This window comes from Kitasatospora sp. NPDC008115 (assembly GCF_042957205.1).
Taxonomy (GTDB): Bacteria; Actinomycetota; Actinomycetes; order Streptomycetales; family Streptomycetaceae; genus Kitasatospora.
Genome location: NZ_JBIBHU010000005.1, coordinates 50,668 through 68,689, shown reverse-complemented (window position 1 = coordinate 68,689; position 18,022 = coordinate 50,668). Strand labels below are relative to the sequence as shown.

Below are 18,022 nucleotides of genomic sequence, written 5' to 3'. Positions count from 1 at the left end.
CCATGAGTACCGCGACAGTGGTGGGCGGCGGGCCCAACGGCCTGGCCGCCGCCGTTCGGTTGGCGCAGGCCGGGGTGCGGGTGACCGTGCTGGAGGCCGCCGAGGAGGTGGGCGGCGGGGCGCGCAGCGGCGAGGCGATCGTGCCCGGGCTGCTGCACGACCACTGCTCGGCCGTGCACCCGATGACCATCGGCTCGCCGTTCCTGCGCGGCCTCGGGCTGGAGCGCTTCGGGCTGGAGTTCCGGCTGCCGGAGATCGACTGCGCGCACCCGCTGGACGACGGCACGGCCGGCGTCCTCCACCGCTCCGTCGCGGACACCGCCGCCGGGCTGGGCGGGGCGGACGGCGTGCGGTGGCGGCGGCTGTTCGAGGGGCCGGTCGCGGGGTACGACCGGCTCGCCGAGGACATCATGGGCCCGCTGTTGCGCCTCCCGCGCCATCCGCTGCGGCTCGCCCGGTTCGGGCTGCCCGCCGTGCTCCCGGCCGCCGCGCTGGCCAGGACGTTCTCCAGTGAGCGCGCGCGGGCCCTGTTCGGCGGGGCGGCGGCGCACTCGTTCCAGCCCCTGCACCGGCCGCTGAGCGCCGCGATCGGGCTGGGGCTGCTGACCTCGGGCCACCGGTACGGCTGGGCGGTGGCCGCCGGCGGTTCGGGGGCGATCACCCGGGCGCTGGTCGCACTGCTCACCGAACTGGGCGGCACGGTCGAGACCGGGGTGCGGGTCCGCTCGGCCGCCCGGCTCCCGCCCTCCGACCTCGTCCTGTACGACCTCGCGCCCGGCGCCGTCGCCGACATCCTCGGCGACCGGCTCCCGTCCCGGACCGCCCGCGCCTACCGCCGCTTCCGGCACGGTCCCGGCGCGTTCAAGGTGGACTTCGCGGTGGAGGGCGGGGTGCCGTGGACGTCCGAACCCGCCCGCCGCGCCGGCACCGTCCACCTCGGCGGCACCTTCCCCGAGCTCGCGGCCACCGAGCGCGCCGTCGCCGCCGGGCGGATGCCGCAGCGCCCGTTCGTCCTGGTCGGCCAGCAGTACCTGGCCGACCCGCAGCGCTCCGTCGGCGACGTCCACCCGCTGTGGACCTACGCCCATGTGCCGAACGGCTACACCGGCGACGCCACCGAGGCGATCACCGCCCAGATCGAACGCTTCGCCCCCGGCTTCCGCGACCGGATCATCGGCCTGGCCGTCCGCCGCCCGGCCGACTTCGCCGCCGACAACCCCAACTTCATCGGCGGCGACATCATGACCGGCGCCAAGGACGTCCCCCAGCTCCTGTTCGGCCCCCGCCCCACCCTCCACCCCTACGCCACCGGCCTCCCCGGCCACTACCTCTGCTCCGCCGCCACCCCACCCGGCCCCGGCGCCCACGGCATGTGCGGCACCCACGCCGCCGAAGCGGCCCTGCGGTGGCTGCGGCGCGCGAGCTCATCGCGCTGAGCCGGCTCCGGCAGAGGCCGGGCGACGGAGCCTGACGAGGCCGGTCAAGGACCGGGTCGGCAGGCGGAGCGAACCACGCCCCATGCCCTGACGACCTCGCTGCCCACAGGCCCCGGGGCGGGGGCTCGGCCGAATGCATGTATCGGTCTCTTGACTGGCGTCACGGAAGCGCGATACTTGCCTCACTCCCGCTCGCCCGATGAGGTGGCCCGCCCATGGAGCTCTCTCCCTCTGCGCATGTGGACACGTTCTGTCGCGACAACCTTCCGCCGCTCGACGAGTGGCCCGAACTCCTCTTCGACCTCCCGGAGTTGGCGTATCCGGACCGGCTGAACTGCGCGCACGAGCTGCTCGACGCGACGATCGAGCGGTACGGGCCCGGGCGCCGGTGCCTGGTGACGCCGGACGGGCAGTGGACGTACGGCGAGCTGCGCGAGCGCGCGGACGCGGTGGCCCGGCTGCTGGTCGGGCGGCTCGGGATGGTCCCCGGGAACCGGGTGCTGTTACGCGGGCCCAACGCGCCTTGGCTGGTGGCCTGTTGGCTCGGGGTGCTGAAGGCCGGCGGGGTGGCGGTGACCACCATGCCGCTGCTGCGGGCGGGCGAGCTGACCACGATGTGCGGGATCGCCCGGCCCGTGGTGGCGCTCTGCGACCACCGCTTCCTGACGGAGCTGGACCGGGCGGACACACCGGGGCTGGTCGTGGTGCCCTACGACGGGAACGGGCCCGAGGGGCTGGGCGGCGGCGACGGCTTCACCGCCGTGCCGACGGCCGCCGACGACGTCGCGCTGATCGCCTTCACCTCCGGCACCACCGGCCGCCCCAAGGCGACGATGCACTTCCACCGGGACGTGCTCGCCAACGCCGACACCTTCTCCCGCCACCTGCTGCGCCCCACCCCCGACGACCTGTTCGGCGGCACCCCGCCGCTCGCCTTCACCTTCGGGCTCGGCGGCCTGGTGGTCTTCCCGCTGCGGGCCGGCGCCGCGACGCTGCTGCTGGAGCAGACCACGCCCGAACAGCTCGCCGAGCAGGTCCACCGGCACGGGGTGAGCGTGCTGTTCACCGCGCCGACCGCCTACCGGGCGATCCTCGCCGCCGGGCTGGCCGAGCGGCTGGCAGGAGTGCGGCGCTGCGTGTCGGCGGGCGAGCACCTGCCGGCGGGCGTCTGGCGGGCGTTCCGGGCGGCCACCGGACAGCGGCTGATCGACGGCATCGGGGCGACCGAACTGCTGCACGTGTTCATCTCCGCCGCCGACGCCGACATCCGCCCCGGCGCGACGGGCCTGCCGGTGCCCGGCTACCGGGCGGCGATACTGGACGACCGGGGCCGGCCGGTGCCCGACGGGCAGCCCGGGCGGCTCGCCGTGAAGGGGCCGACCGGCTGCCGCTACCTGCACGACCGGCGCCAGCGCGAGTACGTCCGGGGCGGCTGGAACCTCACCGGTGACACCTATGTGCGCGACGCCGACGGCTACTTCTGGTACCAGGCGCGCAATGACGACATGATCGTCTCGGCCGGTTACAACATCGCCGGGCCCGAGGTCGAGCAGGTGCTCGCCGAGCACCCGGACGTCGCGGACTGCGCGGTGGTCGGCGCGCCGGACGAGCGGCGCGGCACCGTGGTCAAGGCGTACGTGGTGCTGCGGGAGGGCGTCAGCGCGGCTCCGGGGACGGTCCGGGCGCTCCAGGAGCACGTCAAGCGGACCATCGCGCCGTACAAGTACCCGCGCGAGGTGGAGTTCGTCGAGGCTCTGCCGCGCACCGCGACCGGGAAGCTGGCGCGCGCGGAGCTGCGCCGCCGGGCGGCGGCCGCGCCCACGCCGCGCCCGGTCCCGGCCAGCGTGACCACCGAGCGGCGGGTCGAGTGGTCGGACACCGACGCCGCCGGGCACTACCACTTCTCGGCCGTCCAGCGCTGGGCCGAGGCGGCCGAGGCGACCCTGCTGCGCCGGCTCGGCCTCGACGGGCTGTTCGGGCGGATCCCCCGGGTGCACTTCGAGGCGGACTACCGCGAGCGGCTCTGGTTCGGCGACGTGGTCCGCACCGAGCTGCGGGTCGAGCGGGTCGGCGGCTCCTCGCTGCACTACGCCTTCGAGGTGCACGGGCCGCACGGCCTGGCCGCCAGCGGGCGGATGTCGGTGGTGCACGCCGCACCGCACACCGAGGGCACCGAGCCCTGGCCGGAACCGGTGCGCCACGCGCTGGCCGCCGCCGGGCGCCAGGAGCCGGAGGTGATCCGGTGACCGGTGGCGCGGGCCGCGTCGCGGTGATCGGCGCCGGTCCCGGCGGGCTGTACTTCGCCGCGCTGGCCCGGCAGTCGGCGCCCGAGCGGGAGATCACCGTCTTCGAACGGGACGGCCGCGACGACGAGTTCGGCTTCGGCGTGGTCTTCTCCGACGAGACGCTGGACGGCATCGCCCAGGCCGACCCCCGGGTGTTCGCCGCGATGAGCGCGGAGTTCGCCCGCTGGAGCGACATCGACGTCCGCTACGCCGGCCGGGTGCGCACCTGCGGCGGGCACGGCTTCGCCGCCCTGGACCGCAACCGGCTGCGCGCGATCCTGCAACGCCGCTGCGCCGACCTGGCGGTGGACGTGCGCTACCGCACGCCCGCCCCGCCGGTCGGGCGGCTCGCCGAGGAGTACGACCTGGTGGTCGCGGCCGACGGCGTCAACTCGGGGACCAGGGCGGCGTACCCGGACGCCTTCCGGCCGGAGCTGGACGAGCGGCCCAGCCGTTACATGTGGCTCTCCACCGACAAGGTCTTCGACGCCTTCACCTTCATCGTCGAGCGCTTCGACTTCGGCGTGCTCCAGGTGCACGCCTACCCGTACAGCGCCGAGCGCTCGACGTTCATCGTGGAGCTGGCCGAGGAGCCCTGGCGGCGGGCGGGCTTCGACGCCCTGGCCGCACGGGGGTTCGCGCGCGGCGAGAGCGACACGGCGAGCGTGCGGCGCTGCGCGGAACTGCTCGCCGGACACCTGGAGGGGCACCGGCTGATCCCGAACGCCTCCCGCTGGATCCGGTTCACCACGGTGCGCAACGCCCGCTGGCGGCACCGGAACACGGTGCTGCTCGGCGACGCGGCGCACACCGCGCACTTCTCGATCGGCTCGGGCACCAAGCTGGCCCTGGAGGACGCCCTGGCGCTCGCCGCGAGCCTGCGCGAACAGCCCACGCTGGAGGGCGCGTTGGCGGCGTACGAGGCGGAGCGCCGACCGGTGGTGGAGTCCGCCCAGCGGGCCGCGCAGGCGAGCCTGGAGTGGTTCGAGACCATCGGGCGGCGCACCGGCCAGGGCCCGGACCAGTTCGCGTTCAACCTGCTCACCCGCAGCCGCCGGGTCACCCACGGGAACCTGCGGGCGCGCGATCCCGGCTTCGTCGCGGCGGTGGAGGAGGCGGTGGCGGGCGGCGCACCCGAGGCACCCGGCACCCCGCCGATGTTCCGGCCGCTGAAGCTGGCGGCGCTGGAGCTGCGCAACCGGGTGGTGGTACCGCCGCTGGCCACCTTCACCGCCGTCGACGCGCTGCCGAGCGCCTTCGACCGGGCGCAGCTGACCGCCCACGCGCTCGGCGGCGCCGGGCTGGTGATCGCCGGGATGACCGCCGTCACCCCGGAGGGCCGGGCCACCGACCGCTGCCCCGGCCTGTGGAGCGATCCACAGGAGGCGGCCTGGCGCGAACTCGTCGACGCGGTCCGGGCGGTGAGCGACACCCCGATCGGCGTCCAGCTGACCCACGCCGGGCGCCGGGCCTCACGGGCGGTGCCGGGGCCGGACGGCACCGGGCCGCCGCTCACCGAGGGCGGCTGGCCGGTGCTCGCCGCCTCGCCGCTGCCGTGGGACGCCGACGGCCCGCTGCCGCACGAGGCGAACTCCGTCCAACTCGCGGCCGTCACGGCCGACTTCGCGGCTTCGGCGGAGCGCGCCGCGCGGGCCGGCTTCGATGTGCTGGAACTCCAGTTCGGCCACGGCCACTTGCTCTCCGGCTTCCTGTCACCGCTCACCAACCGGCGCACCGACGGCTACGGCGGGCCGCTCGCCCAGCGGCTTCGGCTGCCGCTGGAGGTGCTGGCGGCGGTCCGCGCGGTCTGGCCGGCCGGGCGGCCGCTGCTGGTGCGGATCTCGGCGAGCGACTGGGCGGCGGGCGGCACCACCGAGGCGGAGGCCGTCGCGATCTGCCGGGCGCTCGCCGACGGCGGCGCGGACGCGGTGGACGTCTCCACCGGCGAGGTGGTGGCACACCAGCGGCCGCCGTACGGGCGCGGCTACCAGACGCCGTTCGCCGAACTGGTGCGCGCCGCCACCGGCCTGCCGACGGTCGCGGTCGGCGCCATCTCCCACCACGACGACGCCAACTCGGTACTGCTGGCCGGGCGGGCGGACCTGGTGGCGGTCGGCCGGGCCCAGCTGTACGACCCGCTGTGGACGCTGCACGCCGCCGCCGAGCAGGGCTACGCGGGCCCCGGCGCGCGCTGGCCCGAGCCGTGGGCGGCAGGCAGCCGCCGGCCACCCGGGCCGGCGGCCGACCGGGTGGCGCCCCGGCTGCGGCCGGTGCGCGAGCCCGCCCCGCCGGTGCACCGCCGCTGGCGCCCCGGCCCCGCCGGCCGACCCGCCCCCACCAGGAGCCCCGAGGAGGAGCGATGACCGAGCCCGTGGCCGCCGCGCTGCGGCTGCCCCGCTTCACCGCCGCCGCCGTCCAGGCCGCACCCGTCTTCCTGGACACCGCCGCCACCGTCGACAAGGCGGTCGCACTGATCCACGAGGCGGCCGGCCACGGCGCCTCCCTGGTCGTCTTCCCCGAGGTGTTCGTCCCCGGCTACCCGTACTGGAACTGGACGATGAACCCGGTGCAGGGCTCACCCTGGTTCGAGCGGCTCTACCGCGCCTCGGTGGACGTGCCCGGCCCGCACGTGGACACCCTGCGCGCCGCCGCCCGGCGGGCCGGGGTGGTGCTGGTGATCGGCGTCAACGAGCGCGGCCCGCACAGCCTGGGAGCGCTCTACAACACCCTGCTGGTGATCGACGCCGACGGCGAACTCCTGAGCGCGCACCGCAAACTGGTGCCGACCTGGGCCGAGAAGCTGACCTGGACGCCCGGCGACGGCAGCACCCTGCGCGTGCACCGCACAGCCGTCGGCCCGCTCGGCGCGCTCGCCTGCGGCGAGAACACCAACCCGCTCGCCCGCTTCACCCTCCTCGCCCAGGGCGAACTCGTGCACGCCGCCGCCTACATCGCCCTGCCCGTCGCCCCCGAGGACTACGACATGGCGGAGGCGATCGCGCTGCGCGCCGCCGCGCACTGCTTCGAGGGCAAGGTGTTCACGGTGGTCGCCTGCTCCACCCTCTCCCCGGAGATCGCCGAGGCGATCGCCGGCGACGACCCCCGGGGGCGCGATCAACTCGCCCGCCCGCGCAGCGCGTTGTCCGGCGTCTTCGGACCCGACGGACGCCCGGTGACCGAGCCGCTGGTGGACGAGGAGGGCATCGTCTACGCCGAGATCGACCTCGGCCGCTGCGTCCGGCCCAAGCAGATGCACGACATCGTCGGCCACTACAACCGCTTCGACGTCTTCCGGCTGCACGTGGACAACCGCCCGCTGCACCCGCTCACGCTCGGCGACCAGCACCCCCCGAAGGAGGAGGAATGACCGGCAGGAACGACTACGACGACGCCCGGATCGGCCGGGCCAGGGTCACCGACAACCCCGAACTCGCCGCCTACTACGAGGAGCTGGCCAAGGCCGACGCGGGCGCGCTGTGGACCGTGGCCAATGAGATCGAGCCCTGGTACCCGCAGCCGAGGTCGGTGCCGGTGCTCTGGCGCTACGCCGACCTGCGCCCGCTGGTCCGCAAGGCACTCCCGCTGGTCAAGGCGGACGACGCCGGACGCCGGGTGGTCATGCTGGTCAACCCCGGCCGCCGTGAACTCAGCGCCGCCGTCGGCCTGCTGTACACCGGCCTGCAGATCATGGGCCCCGGCGAGGCGATGACCGCGCACCGCCACCAGGCCTCCGCGCTGCGCTTCGTCCACGAGGGCACCGGCGCCTGGACGATCGTCGACGGCCAGAAGCTCAAGGTCGGCCCGCGCGACTTCGCCATCACGCCCAACGGCACCTGGCACGAGCACGGCAACGAGTCCGGCGACGCCCCGGTGATCTGGCAGGACGGCCTCGACATCCCGCTGGTCAACATGCTCGACGCCAACTTCTACGAGGTCCACCCGGAGCTGTACCAGCGGCCCGGCGAGGTCGCCAACTCCTCGCTGCTGACCTACGGCGGCAACCTGCTGCCGTACGGCGTCGAGAAGTGGACCCGCCCCTACTCCCCGCTGCTCGGCTGGCCCTGGGAGCCCAGCTACCACGCGCTCACCCGGCTCGCCCGCGCCACCGGGGGGTCGCCCTGGGACGGGGTGATCATGGAGTACACCAACCCGGTCACCGGCGGACCGGTGATGCCCACCATGGGCGCCCACCTCCAGCTGCTGCGCCCCGGCCAGGCCACCCGCGCCCACCGGCACACCGGCTCCGTGGTCTACACGGCGGCCAAGGGGCGCGGCGTCTCGGTGATCGCCGGGCGGAGCTTCACCTGGCGGCAGGGCGACATCTTCGTGGTGCCGTCCTGGGCCTGGCACGAGCACGCGAACCTCGACCCCGGCGACGACGCCTGCCTGTTCTCCTTCAACGACTTCCCGGTGATGCACTCGCTCGGCCTGTACCGCGAGGAGTCCTACCCGGACAACGACGGGCACCAGCCCACCCCCGCCCCGTGACCAGGAGCCCGCACCCATGCGCCTGTTGACCTACCGGACCCACGCCACCGACCACCCGCGCCTCGGCGCCCTGCTCGACGGGGACCGCGTCGCCGACCTGTCCGCGCTCGCCGCTGCCGCCGGCGCGGACCTGCCCGGCGGCCTGCTGGAACTGATCCGCGCCGGGGACCGGGCCCTGGCCACCGCCGGCGCGCTGGCCGCCGGAGCCGCCGAGGACCCGGCGGCGCTGCCCACCCTCGCCGAGGTCACGCTGAGCGCGCCGCTGCGCCCCGGCAAGATCGTCGGTGTCGGCCTCAACTACGTCGAGCACGTCGCCGAGTCGCACCGCACCCTGGACACCGACCGCGAACTGCCCGACCGGCCGGTGCTGTTCAGCAAGCCCTCCACCGCCGTCACCGGCCCCGGCGGTCCGATCCCGCACAACGCCGACCTCACCAAGCAGCTCGACTGGGAGTGCGAACTCGCCGTCGTCATCGGCGCGCCCGCCTTCCGCGTCGCCGAGGCCGACGCCTGGCGGCACGTCTTCGGCTACAGCATCGTCAACGACATCAGCGCCCGCGACCAGCGCCGCTCCGGCCAGTGGTTCTTCTCCAAGGGCCAGGACGGCTACGCGCCGTTCGGCCCGGTCGTGGTGACCGCCGACGAGATCCCCGACCCGCAGCGGCTCGACCTCTCGCTGCGCGTCAACGGCGAACTGCGGCAGTCCTCCAACACCCGCCACATGCTGTTCGGCATCGCCCGGCTGATCGCCGACATCTCCTCCGGCGTCACCCTGGAGCCCGGGGACGTGATCGCCACCGGCTCGCCGTCCGGCGTCGGCGCGGGGATGGTGCCGCCGCAGTTCCTCCAGCCGAGGGACCTCGTCGAGGCGACCATCGAGGGCATCGGCACCCTCGCCAACCCGGTGGTCGACGCCCGCTGAGCCACCTCGACCGACCACGGCCCCGCCAGACCACGGAAGGAGCCCCTCCCCCATGGCCACCAGCTACCGGATCGGCCAGATCGTCCCGAGCTCCAACGTCACCATGGAAACCGAGGTGCCCGCCCTGCTGCGGGCCCGCGAACGGGTCGCGCCCGAGCGGTTCACCTTCCACTCCAGCCGGATGCGGATGACCAGGGTCACACCCGAGCAACTGCGCACCATGGACGCCGAGTCCGACCGGTGCGCGGCCGAACTCGCCGACGCCCGGGTCGACGTGCTCGGCTACGCCTGCCTGGTCGCGGTGATGAGCGCCGGCACCGGCTACCACCGGGAGGCCGAACAGCGGCTGCACCGGCGCACCGTGGACGCCGGCGCGCCCGCGCCGGTCGTCACCAGCGCCGGCGCCCTGGTGGCCGGGCTGCACGCGCTCGGCGCCCGCCGGGTCGCCCTGGTCACCCCCTATCTGCGGCCGCTGGCCCGCACGGTCGTCGACTACCTGGGCCACGAGGGCATCGAGGTGGTGGACCACGCGGCGCTGGAGATCGCCGACAACCTGGACGTCGCCGCCCACGACCCGGCGAAGCTCCCGGCGATCGCCGCCGGGCTCGCCCACGCCCGGGCCGACGCGGTGGTGCTGTCGGCGTGCGTGCAGATGCCGTCCCTGTCGGCGGTCGAGGAGGCCGAGCAGCGGCTCGGCAAGCCGGTCGTCTCCGCCTCGATCTGCACCGCCCACCAACTGCTGCGCGCCCTCGGCCTGCCGGCCCACGCCCCCGGCGCGGGCCACCTGCTCTCCGGCGCCTACGCGGAGGCCTGACGGGCCCCGGTCCGGGCCCGGAGGGGCGCGCCGCCGCTATGATCACCACGAGCTGCCGGGGAGGAGGCCCACATGCCCACCGTGTCGGAGAGCGCGCCCCGGCCGAGCTCGCTGATCCACACCGTCTACGGCGAGTTCGTCCGCCGCCTCGGCGGCTGGATATCGATCGCCGACCTGATCGCCCTGATGGCCGAGCTGGACGTCGACGCCCCCGCCGTCCGCTCGGCCATCTCGCGTCTCAAGAAGGCCGGCACCCTCCTCCAGGAGCGCCGCGACGGCACCGGCTACCGGCTCTCCCCCGCGATGGAGCCGGTGTTCGAGGAGGGCGACCGGCGGATCTTCCACAGTCTGGAGCCCGCCGCGCTCGCCGACGGCTGGGTGGTGGCGGTCTTCTCGGTGCCCGAGTCCGAGCGCGCCCACCGCCACACCCTGCGCTCCCGGCTCAGCTGGCTGGGCTTCGGCAACGCCGCCCCCGGCGTCTGGCTGGCCCCCGCCCGGCTGCTGCCGGACGCCCGCCGCCTGCTGGCCCGGCTCGGCCTGGACGGCTACGTCCACCTGTTCCTGTCCGCCGAGTACGCGGGCTTCACCGATCTGCGCACGGCCGTCTCCGCCTGGTGGGACTTCCCGGCCATCGAGGCCCAGTACGCGGCGTTCACCGACACCTGGCGGCCGGCCGCCGCCCGGCTTCGCGAGCGCGGCGGCGCACCCGAACCGGCCGAGGCGTTCCGCGCCTACGTCCCGATGCTCACCCAGTGGCGCCGGCTGCCCTACCTGGACCCCGGCCTGCCCGAGCCGCTGCTGCCCGCCGACTGGAACGCCGTCGCGGCGCGGGCCGTCTTCACCGAGCTGCACGGCCGGCTGGCCGGGCCCAGCGCGGGACATGTCGAGAAGGTCACCGGCCTGCCGGCCGCCGCCCACCACCAGGAGCCGTGATGACCCCTCCGCCCGCCGACCTGCTGGTGCGCGCCGCCACCGTGCACACCCTCGTCCCCGGCGAGCCGCCGCAGCGGGCGATCGCCGTCACCGGCGACCGGATCACCGCCCTGTCCCCCGACCCGCACGGCCTGGACGCGCTGGCCGGACCGGCCACCGAGGTCGTCGACGCGCCGCACGCCACCGTGCTGCCGGCCTTCGACGACACCCACACCCATCTGATCCTGGCCGGCCACAGCGTGCCCGGCGTCCCCGTCCACCGGGCCGCCGACCTGTCCGGCTTCCTCGCCCTGATCCGCGAGCGCGCCGCCCGCACCCCCGCCGGGGAGTGGATCCGCACCACCGTCAACTGGCAGGAGGTGAACCTGGCGGAGCAGCGGATGCCCACCACGGAGGAGCTGGACACCGCCACCGCCGACCACCCGGTGCTGGTCCGCCGCGGCGCCTACAACATGGTGCTCAACTCGGCGGCGCTGCGGCTCGCCGGGATCACCGCCGCCACCCCCGAGCCGCCCGGCGGGGTGATCGAGCGCGACGCGGACGGCCGGCTCACCGGGCGGCTGATCAACCGGGCCACCGGACTCGTCGAGCGCGTCCTGCCGCGGCCCGGGCTCGCCGAGCGGATCGACGGCCTGCGCGCCGCCTCCGCCGGCTACGCGGCCACCGGGATCGGCACCGTCCGCGACTGCCTGGTCCCGGTCGAGGACCTGGAGGTGCTGCGCGCCGCCCGCGACGAGGGCGCGCTCGCCGTCCGGGTCCGGGCGCTGGTCTCCGGCTTCGCCGTCCGCACCCCCGAGGAGGTGGACGGCCTGCTGGACCGGATCGACGCCTGGCGCGCGGCCGGCCACGAGGACGACCGGTTGTCCGTCCAGGGCGTCAAGTTCGGCATCGACGGCGGCTTCGAGGCGGGCGCGCTGGAGGAGCCGTACGAGGGGCAGCCCTGCTACCACGGACGGCTGCTGTGGGAGGCGAAGGAGCTGGCCGACGCGGTCGACCGGGTCGTCGGGCGCGGGCTGCGGGTCGGCGTGCACGCCTGGGGCGACCGCGGGCTGCGTACCCTGCTCGACGTCTACCAGGACGTGCTCGCCCGCCGCCCCGGTCTGCCCGAGGGCACCCTGGTGGTCGAGCACGGCGGCCTCGCCCGGCCCGAGCAGCGGGCCCGGGCCGTCGCCCTCGGCGTGCCGGTGACCGTCCAGCACCCGCTGCTGCACGACGGCGCGCTCACCCAGCAGCGGGCCTGGGGCGCGGAGCGCACCGCCGCGCTGTTCCCGCTGCGCGCATGGCTCGACGAGGGCGCGCTGCTTGCCGCGGGCTCGGACTTCCCGGTCGGCCCGTACGGCGCGATGCTCTCGGTGTGGGGCATGACCACCCGCCGGACGGTGGCCGGGGTGCTCGGCGCCGAGCACGCGATCGAGCGCGCCGAGGCGATCGCCCTGCACACCGTGAACGCCGCCCGGCTGACGGGCGAGAGCGCCGGGCGCGGCTCGCTGCGCCCGGGCGCGCTCGCCGATCTGACGCTGTGGCCCGCCGACCCGCTGAGCTGCCCGGCCGACGGGCTGCGGGACCTGCTGCCCGAGCGCACCGTGGTCGGCGGCCGGACGGTGCACCGGCGCCGGAATCAGCCCTGAGCGGGGCGGACCTCCTGGAGCAGCCCCCAGGTGAAGTCCGCCGTGCAGGCCTGGGGGCGGCGGTCGGCATCCGGCGCGGTGAAGTCCAGCCGGAACCTGGTCGGCGCGCTGCCCTCGCGCGGCACGGCGGGCGGGAACGCCTCGCCCACGTCGGCCACCACGCAGCTCCACGGCGCCAGGTCGGCGAGTGTGCGCAGCACGGGCGGCGGGCTGCCGGGCGCCCGTACCAGCCAGGCGTTCAGCTCCGCTCCGCCCGGGCCGGTGAGCACCTCGAAGCGCAGCCCGGGCCAGAGCGGCAGCGTCCACTGCCGCGCGGTGCAGGCCAGGTCCCCGATCCGCCGCGCCACTTGCGCCTCCGGTGCGCCGAGCACGGCGGTGTAGCGCCGCCCGCCGGAGGGGAACCCCGGCGCGCGCACCATCGCCTGCCACCGCTTGTTCGCCTCGCGCAGGTCCGCCCGGGTCGCCCCCAGCCGGCGCACCGCGTCCTCGACCGGCTCCGGTCGGAAGTCCGCCATCCGCCGCAGCAGCACCAGCTGGAACTCCGTCGCTCCGAACCCGTGGACCATCCCCGCAGGCTACCGCGCCCACCGCCCGCTCGCGCCGGCGTCAAGGGGCGCCGCCCCCGGGCGTGCGAAACGGTGCGTGAGCGCCCTTTCGCCACCGCTCCGGCGGTCGTACGGTCACAACCGGCCGACCGTTTCCGACCGCCGCTCCCCCTCCAGGAGGGCCCATGGAACCCCGTTGCCCCTACACCCACGCCCTCGACACCCTCGGCACCGATCTGCACACCGAGGCCGCCCACCTGCGCACCCACGGCCCGGCGGTCCGGGTCGGGCTCCCCGGCGGTGTGCTCGCCTGGTCGGTGACCCGCGCCGATGTCGCCAAGCGGCTGCTCACCGACCCCCGGATCGCCAAGAACGCCCGCCGGCACTGGCCCGACTGGATCGAGGGCCGGGTCGGCCCGGACTGGCCGCTGGCCAGCTGGGTCGCCGTGGAGTCGATGTTCACCAGCGACGGCGCGGACCACCACCGCCTGCGCACCCTGACCGCGCCCTCGTTCGGCCCCCGCCGGGTGGAGGCGCTGCGCCCCCGGGTGCGGGCGATCACCGCCGCCCTGGTCGACGGGCTGCGCGGAGCCGCGCCCGGCGAGACCGTCGACCTGCACGCCCGCCTCTCCTACCCGCTGCCGACCACGCTGATCTGCGACCTGTTCGGCGTCCCCGAGGAGCAGCGGCCGGAGGTGCGGCGGGTGGTGGACGGCGTGCTGGCGACCGACGCCACCCCCGAGCACGCCAAGGCGGTGCTCGACGACCTGTTCGCCGCCATGGCGCGGCTGGCCGCCACCAAGCGGGCGGAGCCGGGCGAGGACATGACCAGCGAACTGATCGCCACCCGCGACGCCCAGGGCTCCCGGCTCAGCGAGCACGAACTGGTCTCCACCCTGATCCTGATGATCGGCGCCGGGTCGGAGACCACCGTCAACCTCATCGACCACGCGGTGGCGCTGCTGCTGTCCCACCCCGGGCAGCTGGCGCTGATCCGCTCCGGCGAGGCGGCCTGGCGCGACGCCATCGAGGAGACGCTGCGCCTGGAGGCGCCGGTGATGCACCTGCCGCTGTACTTCGCCGCCGAGGACCTCGACCTGGGCGAGGGCGTGCTGATCCGCGCCGGCGAGCCGGTGCTCTTCGCCTTCGGCGCGGCCGGGCGCGACCCGGGGCTGCACCCCGACCGGCCGGAGGAGTTCGACCTCACCCGGCCCGACAAGGCCCACCTGGCGTTCGGCCACGGCCGCCACTACTGCCTGGGCGCGGTGCTCGGCATGATGGAGGCCGAGGAGGCCCTCGACGCCCTGTTCGCCGCCTTCCCCGACGTCGAACTCGCGGTACACCCCGAGGAGTTGCTCCCCCAGGAGTCGTTCATCGTGAACGCCCTGCGGTCGCTGCCGGTCCGCCTCGCCCCGGCCGGCGGCTAGGACCCGCGGACGGACAGGCCCGGCGGGCAGGGCCGGTGTCGGTGGCGCCGTCCACCGTACGCCCGTGGACGACCGCATCCCTTCCGTACGCCTGGAGCCCCGGTCCGGGCGGGACGCCGCGCTGCTGCGCGCGCTCGACGCGCCGGAGCCGATGGCGCACCTCGGCGGCCCGGAGACCGAGGAGCAGCCGGACCGCCGCCGGCTCCGGTACGTCGGGCTCAGTGCCCGGCCCCCGGCCGAAGGGCGGAGGTTCCGGATCGTGCTGCTGCCGGAGGGCGCGGCGGCGGGCAGCATCGGCTTCCGGGAGCGCGCGGAGCAGGGCGGGACGGTGTACGAGGCGGACTGGACGGTGCTGCCGGGCTTCCAGGGCCGGGCAGTGGCGAAGGCCGCCGCCCGCGCGGTGGTGGCCGAGGTACGCGCCGCCGGGCTCCACCGCCCTCCGCACGCCTTCCCCTCGGTGGACAACGCCGCGTCCGACGCGGTGTGCCGCGGCGCGGCGGGCTTCGAACGGCCGGGCGCACGGGACTTCGCGTACCCGCCGGGCCGTCCGATGCGCTGCAGCGACTGGCGGTTCGGCCTCCGGCGGCCCCGACCCGGGACCGCCCCCGGCCCCGAGCCTGCCCGGGGCCGGCCGGGAACGCCGGGGCGCCCCGGGCCCGGTGGGCGGGCCCGGGGCGTCCGGATGGGGCGGGGTCAGACGGTGCCGTTGCGGCGGCGCAGCAGGACGACACCGGCGGCGGTGGCCAGGGCCGCCGCTCCGCCGACGGCGGCGACCTGCGGGTTGATCATCGACACGGCCTCGGCGGGCTCGGCGCCGCCGCACTCGGCGTGGCCGATGGTCAGGTCCGCGGCGTTGAGGATCGGCAGCAGGCTGATCCGGACGGCGTTGACGCTGAGCACGCCGTCGGCGTCGGTGGTCTGCTCGTTGAGCAGGATGGTCCCGACGCCGGGGATGTCGATCCCGGTGTTGGGCGCGGCTCCGGCCTGGAGGTTGATCGCGGGGAGCAGCGGGAGCTTGACGCTGCCGCCCGCGATGAGGCCGGAGCCGGTGGCGCCGGCCGGGGTGGCGGTGCAGGTCGAGTTGACGCCGGTGAGCGAGACGGTGGCGAGGCTCAGGTCTATGCCGAGCGAGTCGATCGTGGCGGAGGCGCCCGAGGTGCCGGCCTGCGGGTCGCCCGAGGTGGTGGCGGTGAGCAGCGCGTTGCTGGCGAAGGGCCCGACGTTGATGCCGGCCAGGGTCTGGGTGCCGCCCGTGGGGTAGGTGGAGGCGGGCGTCGGGGCGACGGCCACCATGCCGGCGACGGCGTCGGCGGAGACCACGTAGGCGTTGGCCTCGGGCGCGGAGAGGGCGGCCCAGGCCGGGCTCGCGGTGCCGACCAGCGCGGCGGTGACGGCTGCGCCGGCGAGCAGCCGGGTGCGGGTACGACGAGAGGTCATGGTGGTGGGGCCTTTCGTGGGACGGGCAGGAACACGTGGTGGGGACGGGGGAACGCGCCGGGCCCGGGTGGGCCTCGGGCGGCTCGGCGGGCGCTCATGCCGCCGGCTCGCCGACGACGGCCGGGGCCGGCGCCGGGGCGGGGGCGGGGGCCGCGGCGACCCGGGCGGTCTTGTGCCAGGAGTTGCGCCGGCACAGCACCCGCCAGGCGGCGCGGACGGCGACCAGGTAGGTCGTGGCCGCGTACAGGGCCAGCGCGATCCCGTACCCGAACGCGGCCCGCCGGCCGATGCCCGGCTCGCAGCGCCGCCGGTACAGCGGCCCCCAGACGGCGAACTCGCCGACGCCCAGCAGCAGGTAGAGCGCCAGGAGCAGGGCGCCGCCCTGCCGCAGGAAGGCGAGCACGAACTCCGGGTAGAGCACGAGGTTGTAGCCGAAGGCCGCGATCGGCACGGTGTACACCACCAGGCCGACCAGTTGCAGCCACGGCTGGCTCATGAAGTACAGCACCTCCAGGAAGCCCGCGGTGCCGAAGGCCCGTGACCCCCAGATCTCCCGGAGGTAGCGGGTGCACTGCATCGAGCCCTGCGCCCAGCGCACCCGCTGGGTGAGCAGCTGCCGCACGCTCCACAGCGCCTCCTGGTCGACCCAGGCGTCGGTGGTGTAGCCGTTGCGCCAGCCGGCCAGCATCAGCCGCAGGCCCAGTTCGTAGTCCTCCAGCAGGGCCTTGCCCCACGGCCGCCCGCCGCCGCGGTCCACCGCGCGCAGGGCGGAGAGCCGGGTGAACTGGCCGTTGCCGCCGACGTTGACGGTGCCGGTGCGGCGCCGGGTGATCTGCATGGCGGATATCGGCCCGCGGAACTCGATGTCCTGGAGGCGGGCGAGCAGCCGGGCCCGCCGGTTGGCGAACGCGCCTCGGTCGGGCAGCGGCCGGGGCACGTCGCGGTTGGACATCCGCACCTCGACCTGGACCGCCCCGATGCCGGGGTCGCCGAACAGGGCCGGTCCGGCGCACACGGCGAGCGCGCCGGGCGAGGGACGGCCGTCGGCGTCGAGCACGCAGACCACCACCCGCGCGGGGTCGGTGTCCGGGGGCAGCGCGGCCTCCAGCGCCCGGTAGCCGGCGTTCAGCGCGTCGCCCTTGCCGGTCCGCGCCTCGGGCGGCCGCCGGGACACCAGGTGGACGGTGAGGCGGTCGGAGGTGGCGGACCAGGCGCGGACGAGTTCGGCCGTGCGGTCCTCGGAGGCGTCGTCGACGACCCAGACGGTGGCGCCGGCGAAGTGCCCGCCGAGGTAGTCCAGGGTGGTGGCGATGACGGCCTCCTCGTCCCGGCAGGGGATCAGGAAGTGCCAGCCGTAGCCGTCCGGGTCACCGGGCGGCGCCGGCCGGTCCCGCAGGTAGCCGCGCACGATCACCACGACGTAGGCGAGGAAGCCGACGCCCAGGACGAAGGAGAGCGAGACGGAGGTGTCCAGCAGGGTCACGGCGCGGCCTCCCCGTTCGCGGGGCCGGGCGCGGCGGTGGGGGTGGCGTTGGTGCCGGCGTTGGTGCTACGGGGCAGCAGCCACAGGAAGAGCAGCGCCGCGACCAGGGCGGCGGCCATCATCAGCACCGAGCCGAACAGGACGTGCGTCCAGCCGAACCCCTCGGCCCCGTACCGGTGTTGCATGACCAGGACGAGGGTGAGCCGGGTGAGGTTGGTGGCCACGACCAGGGCGGCGGCGACGGCGAAGGCCAGCAGGACGCGGCCGGGCCTGCGGTTGCCGAAGAGCAGCAGCAGCGCCGTCACCAGGGCGAGCGGGGCGATCAGCAGCGCACTGCTGCACCCCGTGGTCAGGGCGACGCCCCGGTCCAGGCCGGAGTGGTCGCCGGCGTACAGGACGGGGGCGGTCGGCCCTTCGAGCAGCAGGGTGCGCATCCCCAGGAGGTGCTCGACGAGCCACGCCGTGCTGCGGCTCTCCTGGGAACGGTAGGCGCGTTCGCCGGCCACCAGCGAGCCGCACACGCCGAGCAGCACGGCGCCGCACAGCATCCCGACCGGGGAGCGCCCGGCCCGGGCCGCGGCGTGCGGGCGGGGCGCGAGCGGGTGCGACAGGGATTGGGTCATG

14 protein-coding genes and 2 pseudogenes are annotated in these 18,022 nt (G+C 75.7%); 12 read left to right on the top strand and 4 right to left on the bottom strand.

Going from position 1 to position 18,022, the window contains the following annotated elements:
- Nucleotides 1–2 precede the first annotated feature (2 nt).
- The 10 genes and pseudogenes from ACFZBX_RS08275 to ACFZBX_RS08230 all read left to right on the top strand — a co-directional run bounded on the left by ACFZBX_RS08275 (nucleotide 3) and on the right by ACFZBX_RS08230 (nucleotide 12,506).
- Entirely contained in the window at nucleotides 3–1,436 is a 1,434-nt protein-coding gene (locus tag ACFZBX_RS08275; RefSeq protein ID WP_391532163.1) for a phytoene desaturase family protein, read from the top strand.
- A 215-nt stretch (nucleotides 1,437–1,651) separates the two neighbouring features.
- Nucleotides 1,652–3,265: pseudogene (locus ACFZBX_RS08270) on the top strand (AMP-binding protein); the annotation flags it as partial.
- Nucleotides 3,266–3,280: 15 nt separating this feature from the next.
- Nucleotides 3,281–3,682 (top strand): acyl-CoA thioesterase, encoded by a 402-nt coding sequence (locus ACFZBX_RS08265; protein WP_391532601.1) that lies wholly within the window; start codon nucleotides 3,281–3,283, stop codon nucleotides 3,680–3,682.
- A complete protein-coding gene (locus ACFZBX_RS08260) occupies nucleotides 3,679–6,084 on the top strand; it encodes an FAD-dependent monooxygenase (RefSeq protein ID WP_391532161.1) in 2,406 nt (801 codons plus the stop codon). Before ACFZBX_RS08265 ends, ACFZBX_RS08260 begins: the two co-directional genes overlap by 4 nt.
- The gene (locus tag ACFZBX_RS08255) at nucleotides 6,081–7,088 is read left to right on the top strand and encodes a carbon-nitrogen hydrolase family protein (RefSeq protein WP_391532159.1); all 1,008 of its coding nucleotides are present in this window, start codon (nucleotides 6,081–6,083) and stop codon (nucleotides 7,086–7,088) included. The genes ACFZBX_RS08260 and ACFZBX_RS08255 overlap by 4 nt, the downstream gene beginning before the upstream one ends.
- Nucleotides 7,085–8,209, top strand: a complete 1,125-nt coding sequence (locus ACFZBX_RS08250; RefSeq protein WP_391532157.1) for a cupin domain-containing protein — start codon at nucleotides 7,085–7,087, stop codon at nucleotides 8,207–8,209. The genes ACFZBX_RS08255 and ACFZBX_RS08250 overlap by 4 nt, the downstream gene beginning before the upstream one ends.
- Before the next feature lie 16 nt (nucleotides 8,210–8,225).
- On the top strand, nucleotides 8,226–9,131 hold the full coding sequence (locus ACFZBX_RS08245) for a fumarylacetoacetate hydrolase family protein (RefSeq protein ID WP_391532155.1): 906 nt from the start codon (nucleotides 8,226–8,228) through the stop codon (nucleotides 9,129–9,131).
- A 52-nt stretch (nucleotides 9,132–9,183) separates the two neighbouring features.
- Nucleotides 9,184–9,945: an Asp/Glu racemase gene (locus ACFZBX_RS08240; protein WP_391532153.1), complete on the top strand. Its 762-nt coding sequence runs from the start codon at nucleotides 9,184–9,186 to the stop codon at nucleotides 9,943–9,945.
- A gap of 72 nt (nucleotides 9,946–10,017) precedes the next feature.
- Entirely contained in the window at nucleotides 10,018–10,878 is an 861-nt protein-coding gene (locus ACFZBX_RS08235; protein ID WP_391532151.1) for a PaaX family transcriptional regulator C-terminal domain-containing protein, read from the top strand.
- Nucleotides 10,878–12,506 (top strand): amidohydrolase, encoded by a 1,629-nt coding sequence (locus ACFZBX_RS08230; protein ID WP_391532149.1) that lies wholly within the window; start codon nucleotides 10,878–10,880, stop codon nucleotides 12,504–12,506. Before ACFZBX_RS08235 ends, ACFZBX_RS08230 begins: the two co-directional genes overlap by 1 nt.
- On the opposite strand, the gene ACFZBX_RS08225 is transcribed toward ACFZBX_RS08230, so the two are convergent.
- Nucleotides 12,497–13,072, bottom strand: coding sequence for a hypothetical protein (locus ACFZBX_RS08225; protein ID WP_391532148.1), 576 nt, complete (start codon nucleotides 13,070–13,072; stop codon nucleotides 12,497–12,499). The genes ACFZBX_RS08230 and ACFZBX_RS08225 overlap by 10 nt on opposite strands.
- A 164-nt stretch (nucleotides 13,073–13,236) precedes the next feature.
- Between ACFZBX_RS08225 and ACFZBX_RS08220 the strand changes: the two genes are divergently transcribed.
- Nucleotides 13,237–14,478, top strand: a complete 1,242-nt coding sequence (locus ACFZBX_RS08220) for a cytochrome P450 (protein WP_391532146.1) — start codon at nucleotides 13,237–13,239, stop codon at nucleotides 14,476–14,478.
- A gap of 64 nt (nucleotides 14,479–14,542) precedes the next feature.
- Nucleotides 14,543–14,956 (top strand): annotated as a pseudogene (locus ACFZBX_RS08215) (GNAT family N-acetyltransferase); the annotation flags it as partial.
- 215 nt (nucleotides 14,957–15,171) lie between these two features.
- Here the strand turns inward: ACFZBX_RS08215 and ACFZBX_RS08210 are convergent.
- The 3 genes from ACFZBX_RS08210 to ACFZBX_RS08200 form a co-directional block, all read right to left on the bottom strand.
- Nucleotides 15,172–15,915 carry a choice-of-anchor P family protein gene (locus tag ACFZBX_RS08210; RefSeq protein ID WP_391532144.1) on the bottom strand — a complete coding sequence of 248 codons (744 nt, stop codon included), beginning with the start codon at nucleotides 15,913–15,915 and terminating at the stop codon, nucleotides 15,172–15,174.
- Between the two features lie 94 nt (nucleotides 15,916–16,009).
- The gene (locus ACFZBX_RS08205) at nucleotides 16,010–17,398 is read right to left on the bottom strand and encodes a glycosyltransferase (RefSeq protein ID WP_391532143.1); all 1,389 of its coding nucleotides are present in this window, start codon (nucleotides 17,396–17,398) and stop codon (nucleotides 16,010–16,012) included.
- Nucleotides 17,395–18,021, bottom strand: a complete 627-nt coding sequence (locus ACFZBX_RS08200) for an archaeosortase/exosortase family protein (RefSeq protein WP_391532142.1) — start codon at nucleotides 18,019–18,021, stop codon at nucleotides 17,395–17,397. The genes ACFZBX_RS08205 and ACFZBX_RS08200 overlap by 4 nt, the downstream gene beginning before the upstream one ends.
- Between the last annotated feature and the right edge of the window lies 1 nt (nucleotide 18,022).

Bases quoted from the DNA above. Each gene is read 5' to 3' on its own strand.
- ACFZBX_RS08275 (WP_391532163.1), top strand. From the start codon at position 3: ATGAGTACCGCGACAGTGGTGGGCGGCGGGCCCAACGGCCTGGCCGCC.
- ACFZBX_RS08255 (WP_391532159.1), top strand. From the start codon at position 6,081: ATGACCGAGCCCGTGGCCGCCGCGCTGCGGCTGCCCCGCTTCACCGCC.
- ACFZBX_RS08250 (WP_391532157.1), top strand. From the start codon at position 7,085: ATGACCGGCAGGAACGACTACGACGACGCCCGGATCGGCCGGGCCAGG.
- ACFZBX_RS08245 (WP_391532155.1), top strand. From the start codon at position 8,226: ATGCGCCTGTTGACCTACCGGACCCACGCCACCGACCACCCGCGCCTC.
- ACFZBX_RS08240 (WP_391532153.1), top strand. From the start codon at position 9,184: ATGGCCACCAGCTACCGGATCGGCCAGATCGTCCCGAGCTCCAACGTC.
- ACFZBX_RS08235 (WP_391532151.1), top strand. From the start codon at position 10,018: ATGCCCACCGTGTCGGAGAGCGCGCCCCGGCCGAGCTCGCTGATCCAC.
- ACFZBX_RS08230 (WP_391532149.1), top strand. From the start codon at position 10,878: ATGACCCCTCCGCCCGCCGACCTGCTGGTGCGCGCCGCCACCGTGCAC.
- ACFZBX_RS08225 (WP_391532148.1), bottom strand. From the start codon at position 13,072: ATGGTCCACGGGTTCGGAGCGACGGAGTTCCAGCTGGTGCTGCTGCGG.
- ACFZBX_RS08220 (WP_391532146.1), top strand. From the start codon at position 13,237: ATGGAACCCCGTTGCCCCTACACCCACGCCCTCGACACCCTCGGCACC.
- ACFZBX_RS08210 (WP_391532144.1), bottom strand. From the start codon at position 15,915: ATGACCTCTCGTCGTACCCGCACCCGGCTGCTCGCCGGCGCAGCCGTC.
- ACFZBX_RS08200 (WP_391532142.1), bottom strand. From the start codon at position 18,021: ATGACCCAATCCCTGTCGCACCCGCTCGCGCCCCGCCCGCACGCCGCG.